The sequence below is a fragment of the Streptomyces sp. NPDC008317 genome (assembly GCF_042955955.1).
Classification (GTDB): Bacteria; Actinomycetota; Actinomycetes; order Streptomycetales; family Streptomycetaceae; genus Actinacidiphila.
In genome coordinates this window covers 357,511-370,120 of the sequence record NZ_JBIBFQ010000001.1, presented here as the reverse complement: position 1 = coordinate 370,120, position 12,610 = coordinate 357,511, and the positions used below count along the sequence as shown (strand labels likewise).

General features: G+C 73.3%; 13 protein-coding genes. 7 read left to right on the top strand and 6 right to left on the bottom strand.

The annotated features are described in order from the left end of the window. Positions 1-1,617 carry an ATP-binding protein gene (locus ACFY9V_RS01415; RefSeq protein ID WP_391158609.1) on the top strand — a complete coding sequence of 539 codons (1,617 nt, stop codon included), beginning with the start codon at positions 1-3 and terminating at the stop codon, positions 1,615-1,617. A gap of 481 nt (positions 1,618-2,098) precedes the next feature. Here the strand turns inward: ACFY9V_RS01415 and ACFY9V_RS01410 are convergent, their stop codons facing one another. The 3 genes from ACFY9V_RS01410 to ACFY9V_RS01400 all read right to left on the bottom strand — a co-directional run bounded on the left by ACFY9V_RS01410 (position 2,099) and on the right by ACFY9V_RS01400 (position 4,563). Then, entirely contained in the window at positions 2,099-3,106 is a 1,008-nt protein-coding gene (locus tag ACFY9V_RS01410; RefSeq protein WP_391158607.1) for an aldo/keto reductase, read from the bottom strand. 50 nt (positions 3,107-3,156) lie between these two features. Further along, positions 3,157-4,029, bottom strand: coding sequence for a slipin family protein (locus ACFY9V_RS01405; protein ID WP_355339695.1), 873 nt, complete (start codon positions 4,027-4,029; stop codon positions 3,157-3,159). A 180-nt stretch (positions 4,030-4,209) separates the two neighbouring features. After that, a complete protein-coding gene (locus ACFY9V_RS01400; protein ID WP_355339698.1) occupies positions 4,210-4,563 on the bottom strand; it encodes a hypothetical protein in 354 nt (117 codons plus the stop codon). Positions 4,564-4,728: 165 nt separating this feature from the next. On the opposite strand from ACFY9V_RS01400, the gene ACFY9V_RS01395 reads away from it, so the two are divergent. The 3 genes from ACFY9V_RS01395 (at position 4,729) to ACFY9V_RS01385 (ending at position 7,156) form a co-directional block, all read left to right on the top strand. Then, on the top strand, positions 4,729-5,571 hold the full coding sequence (locus tag ACFY9V_RS01395; protein WP_391158604.1) for a hypothetical protein: 843 nt from the start codon (positions 4,729-4,731) through the stop codon (positions 5,569-5,571). A gap of 9 nt (positions 5,572-5,580) precedes the next feature. Beyond that, positions 5,581-6,564 carry an aldo/keto reductase gene (locus ACFY9V_RS01390; RefSeq protein ID WP_391158602.1) on the top strand — a complete coding sequence of 328 codons (984 nt, stop codon included), beginning with the start codon at positions 5,581-5,583 and terminating at the stop codon, positions 6,562-6,564. Positions 6,565-6,706: 142 nt separating this feature from the next. Continuing rightward, positions 6,707-7,156 carry a type II toxin-antitoxin system PemK/MazF family toxin gene (locus ACFY9V_RS01385; protein WP_391158600.1) on the top strand — a complete coding sequence of 150 codons (450 nt, stop codon included), beginning with the start codon at positions 6,707-6,709 and terminating at the stop codon, positions 7,154-7,156. A 124-nt stretch (positions 7,157-7,280) separates the two neighbouring features. Here ACFY9V_RS01385 and ACFY9V_RS01380 read toward each other — a convergent pair whose 3' ends face one another. Both ACFY9V_RS01380 and ACFY9V_RS01375 read right to left on the bottom strand, forming a co-directional pair. Continuing rightward, complete coding sequence (locus ACFY9V_RS01380; RefSeq protein WP_355339710.1) at positions 7,281-7,472, bottom strand: antitoxin; 192 nt, start codon at positions 7,470-7,472, stop codon at positions 7,281-7,283. Between the two features lie 209 nt (positions 7,473-7,681). Then, a complete protein-coding gene (locus ACFY9V_RS01375) occupies positions 7,682-8,680 on the bottom strand; it encodes a MerR family transcriptional regulator (RefSeq protein WP_391158597.1) in 999 nt (332 codons plus the stop codon). A gap of 83 nt (positions 8,681-8,763) precedes the next feature. Between ACFY9V_RS01375 and ACFY9V_RS01370 the strand changes: the two genes are divergently transcribed. Next, positions 8,764-10,245, top strand: a complete 1,482-nt coding sequence (locus ACFY9V_RS01370; protein ID WP_391158595.1) for an alpha/beta fold hydrolase — start codon at positions 8,764-8,766, stop codon at positions 10,243-10,245. A gap of 103 nt (positions 10,246-10,348) precedes the next feature. Then, positions 10,349-10,513 carry a 50S ribosomal protein L33 gene (gene rpmG / locus ACFY9V_RS01365; RefSeq protein WP_355339719.1) on the top strand — a complete coding sequence of 55 codons (165 nt, stop codon included), beginning with the start codon at positions 10,349-10,351 and terminating at the stop codon, positions 10,511-10,513. A gap of 12 nt (positions 10,514-10,525) precedes the next feature. On the opposite strand, the gene ACFY9V_RS01360 is transcribed toward rpmG, so the two are convergent. Continuing rightward, positions 10,526-11,506, bottom strand: a complete 981-nt coding sequence (locus ACFY9V_RS01360; RefSeq protein ID WP_391158592.1) for an aldo/keto reductase — start codon at positions 11,504-11,506, stop codon at positions 10,526-10,528. Between the two features lie 174 nt (positions 11,507-11,680). Here ACFY9V_RS01360 and ACFY9V_RS01355 point away from each other — a divergent pair, with 174 nt between their 5' ends. Continuing rightward, a complete protein-coding gene (locus ACFY9V_RS01355; RefSeq protein ID WP_391041822.1) occupies positions 11,681-12,556 on the top strand; it encodes a helix-turn-helix domain-containing protein in 876 nt (291 codons plus the stop codon). The last annotated feature ends 54 nt before the right edge of the window (positions 12,557-12,610 follow it).

Sequence of the window (12,610 nt, the reverse complement as noted above, 5' to 3'; positions counted from 1 at the left end):
GTGCGCACCGTGCGGTCCCTCAGCTCCCTCAGGTCCCTCCGCTCGTTGCGGCTCTCCGCGCTCTCGCTGCGTTCCCGGCTGGTGCTGCTCTGCCTGGTCCTCGTCCTGCTCGGCCTCGCCGTCAGCGACACCGTCGTCCTCGGCACGGTCCGCGGCCAGCAGGTGCGGCGCGTCGACCAACAGCTCCAGCGGTACGGCGAACCGCTCGCGCGGCGGCTCGGCACCGACGGGGTGCCCGCGCCGCGCTACGTACGGCCGGGGCCCGGCGCGCCGCGGCCGTGGCTGCCCAGCCAGTTCGTGGTGGCCTTCGCCGCGGCGGACGGGCGGGTCTCCGACCAGTTCCGGCTGCCGGTCTCGGCCGGGGACCCGCGCCCGCTGTGGCCGACGATGGACGCGGGGTCGCTGCGCGAGCGGCTGGGCAAGCCGTTCGACGTCGCCAGCGACCACGGCGGCGGGCGGTGGCGGGTGCTGATCGAACCGGTCGCCGCGGGCACGGCCGCCCCCTCCGCCGACCTGCCCGCGGGCGTCGTGGTCGCCGCGTCCCTGGACGAGGTGTCCTCCACGGCCTCCCACCTGCGCACCGCGTTCCTGCTGATCGGCGCGGTGGTCGCGGCGCTGCTCGGGGTGGCGGGCTGGTTCGCGGTACGGGCCGGGCTGCGGCCGCTGCGGCAGATCGAGGCCACCGCCGCCGAGATAGCCGCCGGGCGCCCGCTGTCGCACCGTATGCCCGCTGCGTCCCCGCGCACCGAGGCCGGGCGGCTGTCCGCCGCGCTCAACGGGATGCTCACGCAGATCGAGTCGGCCTTCGCGGCGCGCGCGGAGTCCGAGAAGCAGATGCGCCGGTTCGTCGCCGACGCCAGCCACGAACTGCGCACTCCGCTGGCCGGTATCCGGGGCTTCGCGGAGCTGTACCGGATGGGCGCGCTGCCCGACGAGGCCGACGTGAAGCGGACGATGACGCGGATCGAGAGCGAGGCCGTACGGCTCGGCGGCCTGGTCGAGGATCTGCTGACGCTGGTGCGGATGGACGAGCAGCGGCCCGTGCAGCTCGCTCCGATGGACCTGCGCACCCTGGCCGTGGACGCCCTGCACGACACGACCGCCCTCGATCCGTCCCGGCCGGTCTCCCTCACCGGGCCGGGCGGGTCCGGTTCCGGCTCTGGCTCCGGCTCCGGCTCTGGCTCCGGCTCCGGTCCTGGTCCCGCACCCGTGCTCGGTGACGAGGCCCGGCTGCGGCAGGTCGTCGCCAATCTCGTCGGCAACGCCGTCGCCCATACGCCTCCCGGCACGCCCGTCCGGATCGGCGTCGGCACCGTCGGCGGACACGGGGTCCTCGAAGTCGCCGACGCCGGGCCCGGGCTCGGGCCCGACCAGGCCGCGCGGGTCTTCGAACGCTTCTACCGCGTGGACGCCTCCCGCAGCCGGGGCGCCGGGGGCGGCGCCGGTCTCGGGCTCTCCATCTGTGCCGCGTTCGCTGCCGCTCACGGTGGGTACATCGAGCTCGACACGGCTCCCGGCCAAGGCGCCCTCTTCCGCCTCCGCCTCCCCTCCGCTTCCCCGCCCCCACCGGCCGGTGGCCCGGACACCACCGAACTGCCCCTCCGGGGCGGGCGGTGACCTGCGCGGCCAGCCCCCACCGGCCCGGTGGTCCGGGGACAACCGATCTGCCCCGCTGGGGCGGGTGGTGAGGTGCGGGAGCGTGGTGGCTGGTGGCGCAGTTCCCCGCGCCCCTTAAAAGATCGGCTCGCCGTCCGGCCGAAAGACGGTGCGCCCCTAAAGGCACGTGGCTGAGCGCGCCCACGCGGCGGCAGCCGCAGATCAGGAACAGTCCCGCGCCCCTTAAAGGATCGGCTCGCCGCCCGGACGAAAGACGGTGGGCCCCGTTAGGGGCGCGGGGAACTGCGCGGGCAACCCGCCACCGGCCCGGTGGTCCGGGGACAGCCGATCTGCCCCGTCGGGGCGGGTGGTGACCTGCGGCAGCGTCGTGGCTGGTGGCGCAGTTCCCCGCGCCCCTTAAAAGATCGGCTCGCCGTCCGGGCGAAAGACGGTGCGCCCCTGAAGGCGCGTGGCTGAGCCGCCCGGGCGGCGGCGGTCGGGGCTACCAGGCGAAGGCTTCGGGGGAAGGGCCGGGGCCCGGGAAGATGGCGTCGAGGGCGGCGAGAAGGTCCACGGAGAGGTGGAGATCGAGGGCGCGGAGGGCGCCGTCGAGGTGGGCGGGGGTGCGGGGCCCGATGATGGGCCCGGTCACGGCGGGCCGGGTGAGGAGCCAGGCGAGGGCCACCTCCCCGGGGTCGAGCTCGTGCTCGGCGAGCAGATCCTCGTAGCGCTGAACCTGGTCGCGGACCACCGAATCGGCCAGGCCCCGCGCCGAGCGCCCGGCGTGGGTGCGGGAGCCGCCCCCCTCACGGGACTTGCGGATGGCGCCGCCCAACAGCCCCTGGTGCAGCGGCGACCAGGGCACGACACCGAGCCCGTACGCCTCGGCGGCCGGGAGGACGTCCATCTCGGCGGTGCGCTCGAAGAGGTTGTACAGGCACTGCTCGCTGACGAGCCCGAGCGAACCGCGCCGCGCCGCCGCCTCGTTGGCCTGCGCGATGTGCCAGCCGGCGAAGTTGCTGGAGGCGGCGTAGAGCACCTTGCCCTGCTGGATCAGGACGTCGATCGCCTGCCAGATCTCGTCCCAGGGCGTGGCCCGGTCGATGTGGTGGAACTGGTAGACGTCGATGTGATCGGTGCCCAGCCGCTTCAGGCTGGCCTCCACCTCGCGGCGGATGTTGAGGGCGCTCAGCCGCTGGTGGTTCGGCCAGGGCTCCTCCTGCCAGGGGTTGCCCTGCGTCATGTTCCCGTACAGCTTGGTGGCCAGCACCACCTTGTCGCGCCGGTCGCCGCCCTGGGCGAACCAGCTTCCGAGGATCTCCTCGGTGCGGCCCTTGCGCTCGTCCACGCCGTAGATGTTCGCCGTGTCGAAGAAGTTGATGCCCGCGTCCAGCGCGGTGTCCATGATCGCGTGGCTGCCGGGCTCGTCGGTCTGCCCGCCGAAGTTCATGGTGCCGAGGACGAGGCGGCTGACTTTGAGGCCGGTGCGGCCGAGCTGGGTGTACTTCATGGCTCCACAGCCAACACCCTGGAGTGCGCTCTATCGCAAGGGGGCGGGTCTCAGTGATGGACGAGCCTCGGCCGGTCCGGCGGGACGTTCTCGTCGACCGGGCCCGTACGGGCGTCGGGGCCGGTGTCCGGTTCCGCGTGGCCCGCGCCGTCGGTGGCCGTGTCCCCGGCCACGCGGTCGAAGAAGCGCAGGATCTCGACCGGGAACGGCATCACGAGGGTGCTGTTCTTCTCGGCGGAGACGTCCACCACGGTTTGCAGCAGCCGCAGTTGGAGGGCGCCCGGAGTGTTGGCCATCGTGGCGGCGGCATCGGTCAGGCGCTGCGACGCCTGGAATTCGCCCTCGGCCGCGATGACACGGGCCCGCCGTTCACGTTCGGCCTCCGCCTGCTTGGACATCGACCGCATCATCGACTCCGGCAGCGCGATGTCCTTGATCTCCACGCGCTCGATCCGCAGGCCCCAGGGCTCCTCGGTCGGCTCGTCCATCACCGTCTTCAGCTCGGCGTTGACGTGGTCGCGGTCCGACAGCAGCGTGTCGAGGTCGGCGCGGCCGATGACCGACCGGAGCGAGGTCTGCGCGATCTGGGAGACGGCGCTGGGGTAGTCGTGCACGTTGACCAGGGCCTTGACCGGGTCCAGGACCCGGAAGTAGACGACGGCGTCGACGGTCACGGTCACGTTGTCGCCGGTGATGGCGCCCTGCGCCGGGACGCCGAGCACCTCGGTCTGGATGGAGACCTTGCGCATCCGGTCGACGATCGGGCGGATCGTCCGCAGGCCCGGCTGCCGCAGGTTCGGCAGCAGACGTCCGAAGCGGAAGACGACGCCCCGCTCGTACTGCTGCACATCGTGCAGGCTCATGGCGAGCAGGATCAGTCCGATCAGGACGACCACCACCAGCACAGTGATCAGAGCAACCATCGATCTCACGACCTTCTGGCGTGGCCGAAGACAGGCGCGCGCCGCACAGGCACGTGCCGCACCGCCACGCTCACCTGCACTTTCAGCCTACTCCGGCAGCCGCTTCCGGGGGCTGTCACCGGTCGCGGGCCGACTCCTCGGCCGACTCGAACTTCTGGGGCCAGGACGTGAGCCGGGTGGTCAGGCCGCCCACGGCGGTACCGGGTCGTGCAGGTGCCGCGCCCGCTCGACGAATTCCACCAGCGCCACGCGCTGCCCCGGGCTCAGCTCCCCCGCGAGCCCCGACTCGCGGATGTGCGCCCGCACCAGCAGGTAGTGGCTGTCGAACATCCCCATGCCCGGCAGCGCCCGCAGCAGCGCCTCCACCCGGATGCCCGCCGCGTCCTCGTCGCCCGCCGCCGCCCTGCGCAGCACTCGCGACAGCCCCACCATCCCCTCCGCCGCCACCTCGCTCAGCACCAGGGCCCTGCGGTGACTGGCCTCCCAATCCTCAGGGTCCGTGGTCCCACGGTGACGCGACCCCATGATCGTCATGGCCACCACCTCGCTCCCTTTAGTCCCTTTTATCCCTCTCCCCGGACGAGCGTACGCCCGTCCCCCCGCCCCGCAAACGGCTCACTCCCCGTGACCGTACCGGGCCCCTGCGTGGGTTTTCCCAAGGCCGGGTCACCGGCGGCGGCCGTCGGTTACTGTGCGCGAATGTCTTACGCGCGGATGGACGGCGGGCGGAGCGCGCGGGGCGGCCCCGCCGGGCAGGGCGGATACGGCGCGTACGGCGGCTATCGGACGGGCCTGCTGTGGCTGGGCGCGGGCGCGGCCTTCGCGGTGCTCGCACTGGGCCTCGCGGTCGCGCTGTTCGGCATGATGGAGTTCGACGAGCGGTGCGCGCAGGGGATGACGAAGGGCCCCGGCCCGCTGGTGCGCACCCGGAACCAGGCGTTTCCGCCCGCCACCGTCTGCGAGTTCCGCGACGGCGACGTGACCTCCGTCGGCGGCGGCGCGCTGCTCACCGGACTGCTCTGGGCCGCCTTGCTGTTCATGACCGCGTGCGTGTTCCTCGCGCTGCTCGCCGAGTGCTTCGAGCCGCCGCTTCGCGGAGCCTTCGCCAGCGAGCTGGTCGTGCCGATGTCGCGGGACGAGAAGGTCCGCCGTACGGGGGCGGCGTTCTTCGTCACCGGCTCCTTCTTCCTGATGATCTACGCGCTGGCGGGCTGGAAACTGCTGGCCGGGCCGTCCTCCGCGTGCTCGGCGGGCGCCGACTGGGGCAGCGGCCCGCCGCGCACCGTGACGTACAGCTTCTTTCCGCCGCAGGCCACCTGCCAGTACACCAGCGGCATGACCGACCGGATCAACCCCGACTGGCTGGCCTCGCTGACGGCCGAGATGATCGCCCCCGCGCTCCTGGCGGGGCTCGGGTTCTTCCTCGCGTGCCGCCGCAGGAGCGCGGAGCGCCGGACCGGGCGACCGGCCGGGCGACCGACGGGGCGACCGACGGGGCGACCGGCGGACGTCACGAGCGCCGACCGGACACCGGCGACGTAGCATCGCCGCATGGAGCAGCGGATTCTTGGCAGGACGGGCCGGAAGGTGTCCGTCGTCGGGCTCGGGACATGGCAGTTGGGTGCCGACTGGGGCGAGGTGCGCGAGGCGGACGCCTTCGCCGTGCTCGACGCGGCCGTCGCCTCGGGCGTGACCTTCTTCGACACGGCCGACGTGTACGGGGACGGCCGCAGCGAGCAGTTCATCGGGCGGTATCTCAAGGAGCGCCCGGACGCCGGGGTGTTCGTGGCCACCAAGATGGGCCGCAGGGCCGAGCAGGTGCCCGAGAACTACGTACTGGCCAACTTCCTCGCCTGGAACGACCGTTCGCGCGCGAACCTCGGCGTCGACACCCTCGACCTGGTGCAGCTCCACTGCCCGCCCACGGCCGTCTACTCCTCGGACGAGATGTACGACGCCCTGGACACGCTGGTGGCGCGGGGGCGCGTCGCGGCGTACGCGGTGAGCGTCGAGACGTGCGAGCAGGCGCTGACCGCCATCGCGCGGCCCGGCGTCGCGAGCGTGCAGATCATCCTGAACCCCTTCCGCCTCAAGCCGCTTGAGGCGGTGCTGCCCGCGGCGGCCGAGGCGGGCGTCGGCATCGTCGCGCGGGTGCCGCTGGCCTCGGGGCTGCTCACCGGCAAGTACACCCGCGACACCGTCTTCGCCGCCGACGACCACCGTACGTACAACCGGCACGGCGAGGCGTTCGACCAGGGCGAGACCTTCTCCGGCGTGGACTTCGAGACCGGCCTCGACGCCGCCGCCGAATTCGCCGCGCTCGCGCCCGAGGGCGCCACGCCCGCGCAGACGGCGCTGCGCTGGATCATCCAGCAGCCGGGCGTCAGCAGCGTCATCCCCGGCGCGCGCGATGTCGCCCAGGCGCGGGCCAACGCCGCCGCTGCCGCGCTGCCGCCGCTGACCGACGCCACGCTGGACGCGGTGCGCGAGCTGTACGACCGCCGCATCAGGGCGCAGGTGCACGGCCGTTGGTGAGGCACGGCTGAGGCACGGCTGAGGCGCGGCTGAGGCGCGGCTGAGGCACGGCTGAGGCACGGGTGCGCCGCCGGGCGGTTCGTGACCGACGGGTTCCGACCCGCTCGCCGGGCCGCCGCCCGCAGGGCCTACCGTCTTGCGGATGACTGCGAATGCTGCCAATGCTGAATTCCCCGGCGCCAGCGGGCCGTACGCCACCACCGAGGCGGAGCCGCGCGAGGTGGGCCGGGTGCGGACGTCGTACGCGCCGGATCACGACGGTGACCCCGACCCCGGGGAAATCGTCTGGACCTGGGTGCCGTTCGAGGAGAACGACGGGCGCGGCAAGGACCGGCCGGTGCTGGTCGTGGCGCGCGAGGCGGGCGGCACGCTGCTCGCCGTCCAGCTCTCCAGCAAGCGCCACGACAACGACCACGAGTGGGTGCCGATCGGCACCGGGCCCTGGGACCGTGAGGGCCGCGAGTCCTGGGTCGCCGTCGACCGCGTCCTGCGCCTGCACGACCAGGGCATGCGGCGCGAGGCGTGCGCCCTGGACCGGGGCAGGTTCAACCTCGTCGTGAACCGGCTCAAGGAGCTGTACGGCTGGGCGTGAGCCCCCGGTCGCGCATGACGTGTCGGGCTGACGCGTCGGGCAGCCGCGTCCGCCTCCGCGGAGGTGGACGCGGCTGCCCGTACGTCGACGCGTACGCCGTACGAATGCCGGCCGCGTCGTACGGTTACGGCTGCTCGTTCGACGGACGGGTGCCGCCGCCGAGCTGGTCGTTCAGCTTGTCCTGGACCTGGTCGACCTGGCCGCTGTACTTGTCGCCGGTCTTCTTGTCGACCATGTCACCGGCCTTTTCGACGCCTTGGTGCGCCTGGTCCTCGTGACCCTTCAGCAGGCCCTTGAGCTTGTCGAGCATGGACATGGCTGCCCTCCTTGGGGGAACGCCTTGCTCTCCCCGTTGCCCTCCCAGCATCGGGGCCCCCGAAGGTTTTCGCATTCCGGACAGGTCCGGACGAGTTCGTACGCTCTCCGGGGACGCCTTCCGGAACGTTTCCGCGGCGTACGGTCCGGTGAACGTACCGGCGTGTTGGCGTATTGGCGTGTTGGCTTACTGACGTACCGGCGTACGGTTCAGGCGGCCTCGGCGGTCGCGCCGTCCAGCGCGGCCAGCAGCCAGTCGTGCGTGCTGCCCGGGGTCGGGTCCGCCGGGCCGAACAGCTCCCCGGCGAGCTGCCAGTAGCGGTCGATCCGCGGGTCCGCGCCGAGCACCCCGCCGAGGCGGCGGCGGAAGGCCGGGGTGTCGCGGGCGCCGCGCGAGCGGGCGTACGCGGCGACGAAGCAGTCCAGCGCCTCGCCCTCCTGCGGTCGCCGCCCGGCCCGCAGGTGCGGGGCGGCGAGCCCGTACGCCTCGATGAGGCCGTCGTACAGGACGGCCGGGCGGTAGCCCTCCTCGGGCCGGTGCGCGGCGGGCTGGGTGGGGTCGCGGCCGTCGCCGGGGCTCGTGCCGGAGGCTTTTCCGGAGACCTTTCCCGCACCGTCGCAGCTCCCCGACACCAGCGCGTGCAGGCGCGCGAAGGCCAGGGCCTGCGCCGGGGTCGGCGCCTCGGGGAGCTGCGGAATCGTCCCGTCAAGGATGGCCGAGACCAGCCGGGCGGGCATCCGCGGCGGCAGCCAGCGCCGCCAGAAGCGGGCCATGGCGGCGGTGCTCGGCGGGCTCGGCAGCGCGCCGACCAGCAGCAGCCGCTCGGCGCGCTCCCCGGGGCCGCAGTCCTGGAGCGCCTGGAGCGCGGCCTCGCGCCAGCGCAGGGCGGCCAGGCCCGCGCCGACCTCGCGCAGTTGCCCGGCGATCAGGCCGTCGAGCACGTCGGCCGCCGCGTCGGCCCCGGCCGCGCTCGCGCGGTCGTCCTCGTCGAGGACCCGGTGGACGTCGGGGACCGCGAGGCCGAGGCCGCGCAGCGAGCGGATCGTGCGGAGCCGGTCGAGCGCGGCGGGGCCGTACCTGCGGTGGCCCCCGCTGCTGCGGCGCGCCTCGGGGAGCAGGCCGCGGTCGGAGTAGTAGCGGACGGTCTTGACGGTGACGCCCGCGCGCTCGGCGAGTTCCCCGATGGTCCACAAACGGTCAGGCGGCACGGCTTGAACCTCCCTCAGGGGGAGTTCCTACGGTACCCGCGGCCGGGAAAGCGGCCGTTCCGCAGGGTGACCGAGGAGATCTCATGACGGCGTACGTACTGGTGGCAGGCGCTCACACCGGCGGCTGGATCTGGCAGGAGACCGCGCGGGCGCTGCGGGAAGCGGGCGCGCGGGCGTATCCGGTGACGCTCACCGGCATGGGCGACGGCGGCCGTCCGGCGGGGCCCGACACCGATCTGGAGACGCACATCCGGGACGTGCTGGAGGTGATCGACGCGGTGGCCGCCGCCGAGGGGCCGGTGGTGCTCGTCGGGCACGACTACGGCATCCACCCGGTGGTCGGGGCCGCCGACCGCCGCCCGGCGCGTACCGCCCGCGTCGTCCATCTGGACACCGGTATCCCGCAGGACGGCGATCCGCCGCTCGCGCTCTACCGCGACCAGGAGCTGCGGGACCGCGCGCAGGACGGTGACGGGCCGGTCCCGCCGCCGTCCGGCCCGGAGGAGTGGGCACGGCACGGCAGTACGGCCGGGGTCCCGGCGGACGCGCTGGCCCGGCTGACCGACCGCGCCGTACCGCAACCGCGCGCCACCCTCACCCGGCCGCTCCGCCTGACGGGCGCGGTCGCGGCGCTGCCGGTGACAGGCGTCTTCTGTACGGCGAACGGTTCGAGCATCGCGCTGGTCGAGACGCTGGTCGGGCTCGGCGACCCCCGGCTCGCCGTGCTCACCGAACCGCGGGTGACCTTCTTCGACCTCGGCACCGGGCACTGGCCGATGCTGTCCGCTCCGCGCGGGCTGGCGGACGTCCTGCTGCGGGCGGTCGCGGGGGAGGGGCGGCGGCTCGCGCCCAGGGGTGAACAGGCCCCCCAGCAGCGGCCGTTCCCCCTCCCCGTCCCCGAACTCCCCCGCGAGCGGCACGGTCGCGTCGACCTCCACCTCCCCCGTGCCGAACACCCGTCCCCCGCCGTCGTGTTCGTCCACGGCGGCCCCGTATCGCCGGACGTCCGCCCGACTCCGCGCGACTGGCCGGCCTTCCTGGGCTACGCCCAACTCCTGGCCTCCCAGGGCGTGGTGGCCGCCACCGTCGACCACCGCTTCCACGACCTCACCGACTTCGACCGCGCGGCCCACGACGTGGCCGAGGCCGTCGCCCTCGTCCGGGCCGACCCGCGCGTGGACCCCGACCGTGTCGCCCTCTGGTTCTTCTCGGCGGGCGGCCTGCTCTGCGCCGACTGGCTCGCGGCCCCGCCGCCGTGGCTGCGCTGCGTCGCCCTGACCTACCCCGTCCTCGCCCCCCTCCCCAACTGGGGCCTGTCCGCCACCCGCTTCCACCCCGCCCCCGCCGCCCTCCCCACCGTCCTCACCCGCGTGGCCCTCGAGGTCCCCGAAATCGCCGCCACGGTCGACCGGTTCATCGCCTCGGCCGCCTCCTCCCGCGCCCCCCTGGAGGTCGTCGAAGCCCCCGAGGCCCACCACGCCTTCGAATCCCGCGACCCCGCCCGCGTCTCCACCCCGCCCCTGCGCGCCGCCGTCTCCGCCGTCCTCGGCCACCTCACGGCGTGAGCGCGGCTCGGAATCCCGGACGCCGGACGCGGGGCATCGCAGTGGCGGTCGCCGGGACGGCCGGTCTATTGACAACGACAACCGTTTTCGTATAGTGGACGTCATGGCACGCAACGAAGTACGTCCCGTGATCAAGCTCCGGTCCACCGCCGGTACCGGATTCACCTACGTCACCCGCAAGAACCGTCGCAACGACCCCGACCGCATGGTGCTGCGCAAGTACGACCCGGCGGCGGGCCGGCACGTGGAGTTCCGCGAGGAGCGCTAGGCCCTGACGGGGTCAGAAGAAGGTCGGCTCGCGAGGGGTGTAGGGGGCCTCGAGGGAGTCGACCTCCTCCCGGGCGAGCGTGAGGTCGAGCGCGGCGGCGGCGTCGGCGAGGTGGTGGGGCTTGGTCGCGCCGACGATGGGGGCGGAGACGACCGGGTTCTTCAGCACCCAGGCCATCGCGACCTGGGCCATGGGGACGCCTCGGTTCCGGGCGATCTCCTGGACGGCGTCGACGATGGCCCGGTCGGCGTCGAGGAAGATCGGGCGGTCCTGCGGGTCGACGGTCCGGTTGACGGCCGCGCGCGGCGTGGAGCGCTCGCCCCAGGGCCGGGTGACCAGCCCGCCGGACAGGGGGCTCCAGGGGATGCTTCCCACGCCCTGGTGGGCGAGCAGGCCGAACATCTCGCGCTCCTCCTCGCGGTGGAGCAGGCTGTACTGGTCCTGCATGGACACGAACCGGGTCCAGCCGTGGAACTGCGCGGTGTGCTGCATTGTGGCGAACTGCCAGGCCCACATCGACGAGGCGCCGATGTAGCGGACCTTGCCCGCCTTGACCACGTCGTGCAGCGCCTCCATCGTCTCCTCGACCGGCGTCCGGGGGTCGAACCGGTGGATCTGGTACAGGTCGACGTAGTCGGTGTCCAGGCGCCGCAGCGAGGCGTCGATCTGCTCCATGACGGCCCTGCGGGACAGACCGGAACCGCCCGGGCCCTGGTGCATCGGCGCCCACAGCTTGGTGGCCAGGACGATGTCGTCACGCCGGGTGTACTTGCGCAGCGCCCGCCCGACGATCTCCTCCGAGGTGCCCAGGCCGTAGATGTTCGCGGTGTCCCAGAAGGTGATGCCGAGCTCGACGGCCCGGCGGAAGACCGGCTCGGCCGCGTCGTCGTCGAGGGACCAGGTCAGTCTGGTGGCGGGGTCGCCGAAGCTCATACAGCCCAGGGCGATCCGGCTGACCCTGAGCCCTGACGTTCCCAGTCGCGTGTACTCCATGGCCTGTTCCTCCTCGGTGACGCGGAGCCGCTCGCCTGCTCCGGGACGGCGGATCGCCTTCCCTTCCCACCGTGGCACGAACCGCTGCCCATGGCCTCTCACCAGGGGATTCCTGCTGTTACAGGTACTGACGGAGCCTGTCAGGCAGGCGAAAACGGCCGTACGGTTGGACGCATGGACGCCCGCACCGAATTCCGCGACTTCCTCACCTCTCGCCGCGCCGGGATCACCCCGGAACAAGCCGGCCTGCCGGTCGGCGGCGGATTCCGCCGGGTGACCGGGCTGCGCCGCGAGGAGGTCGCGCTGCTGGCGGGCGTCAGCGCCGACTACTACATCAAGCTGGAGCGCGGCAACGCCCGCGGCGTCTCCGACGGCGTCCTGGAAGCCCTCGCGCGCGCCCTCCGCCTCGACGAGGCCGAACGCGCCCACCTGTTCGACCTGGCCCGCGCCGCCGGTTCCGGAGCGCGGACACCCGCCCGCGCCCCGAAGCCTCATGTGCGCCCCAGCATCCAGCGCATCCTGGACTCCATGTCCACGACGACCCCGGCCTACGTACGCGACCGCCGCCTGGACATCCTGGCCACGAACCGACTCGGCAGGGCGCTCCTCGGCCCGGTCCTCGCGACCCCGGGGCGACCGCCCAACGTGGCCCGCTTCATGTTCCTGGACCCCGCGGCCACCGACTTCTACCGCGACTGGGAGCGGATGGCGGCGGGCACCGTCGCGATCCTGCGCGCCGAAGCCGGGCGCGACCCCCACGACAGGGCCCTGAGCGACCTGGTCGGAGAACTCGCCACCCGGAGCGACCTGTTCCGCACCCGCTGGGCCACCCACGACGTCCACCTGCACCGCGGCGGAGTCAAACGCCTCAACCACCCCGTCGTCGGCGAACTCACCCTCGCCTACGACGCCTTGGAGCTGCCCGCCGACACCGGGCTGACCATCATGGCCTACAGCGCGGAACCCGGCACGCCCGCGCGTGACGCCCTTGATCTGCTGGCCAGTTGGGCCGCGACCAACGACCGCGAGGCCGCCGATCACGCGGTCTGAGGCACGCGGGCTGACGCACGCGGTCTGAGGCGCGCTGACAAACCCGCGCGGTCT

Excerpts from the sequence above, each read along its gene's own strand:
- ACFY9V_RS01410 (WP_391158607.1), bottom strand. The coding sequence starts at position 3,106 with ATGAAGTACACCCAGCTCGGCCGCACCGGCCTCAAAGTCAGCCGCCTC.
- ACFY9V_RS01405 (WP_355339695.1), bottom strand. The coding sequence starts at position 4,029 with ATGGTTGCTCTGATCACTGTGCTGGTGGTGGTCGTCCTGATCGGACTG.
- ACFY9V_RS01400 (WP_355339698.1), bottom strand. The coding sequence starts at position 4,563 with ATGACGATCATGGGGTCGCGTCACCGTGGGACCACGGACCCTGAGGAT.
- ACFY9V_RS01395 (WP_391158604.1), top strand. The coding sequence starts at position 4,729 with ATGTCTTACGCGCGGATGGACGGCGGGCGGAGCGCGCGGGGCGGCCCC.
- ACFY9V_RS01390 (WP_391158602.1), top strand. The coding sequence starts at position 5,581 with ATGGAGCAGCGGATTCTTGGCAGGACGGGCCGGAAGGTGTCCGTCGTC.
- ACFY9V_RS01385 (WP_391158600.1), top strand. The coding sequence starts at position 6,707 with ATGACTGCGAATGCTGCCAATGCTGAATTCCCCGGCGCCAGCGGGCCG.
- ACFY9V_RS01380 (WP_355339710.1), bottom strand. The coding sequence starts at position 7,472 with ATGTCCATGCTCGACAAGCTCAAGGGCCTGCTGAAGGGTCACGAGGAC.
- ACFY9V_RS01370 (WP_391158595.1), top strand. The coding sequence starts at position 8,764 with ATGACGGCGTACGTACTGGTGGCAGGCGCTCACACCGGCGGCTGGATC.
- rpmG (WP_355339719.1), top strand. The coding sequence starts at position 10,349 with ATGGCACGCAACGAAGTACGTCCCGTGATCAAGCTCCGGTCCACCGCC.
- ACFY9V_RS01360 (WP_391158592.1), bottom strand. The coding sequence starts at position 11,506 with ATGGAGTACACGCGACTGGGAACGTCAGGGCTCAGGGTCAGCCGGATC.
- ACFY9V_RS01355 (WP_391041822.1), top strand. The coding sequence starts at position 11,681 with ATGGACGCCCGCACCGAATTCCGCGACTTCCTCACCTCTCGCCGCGCC.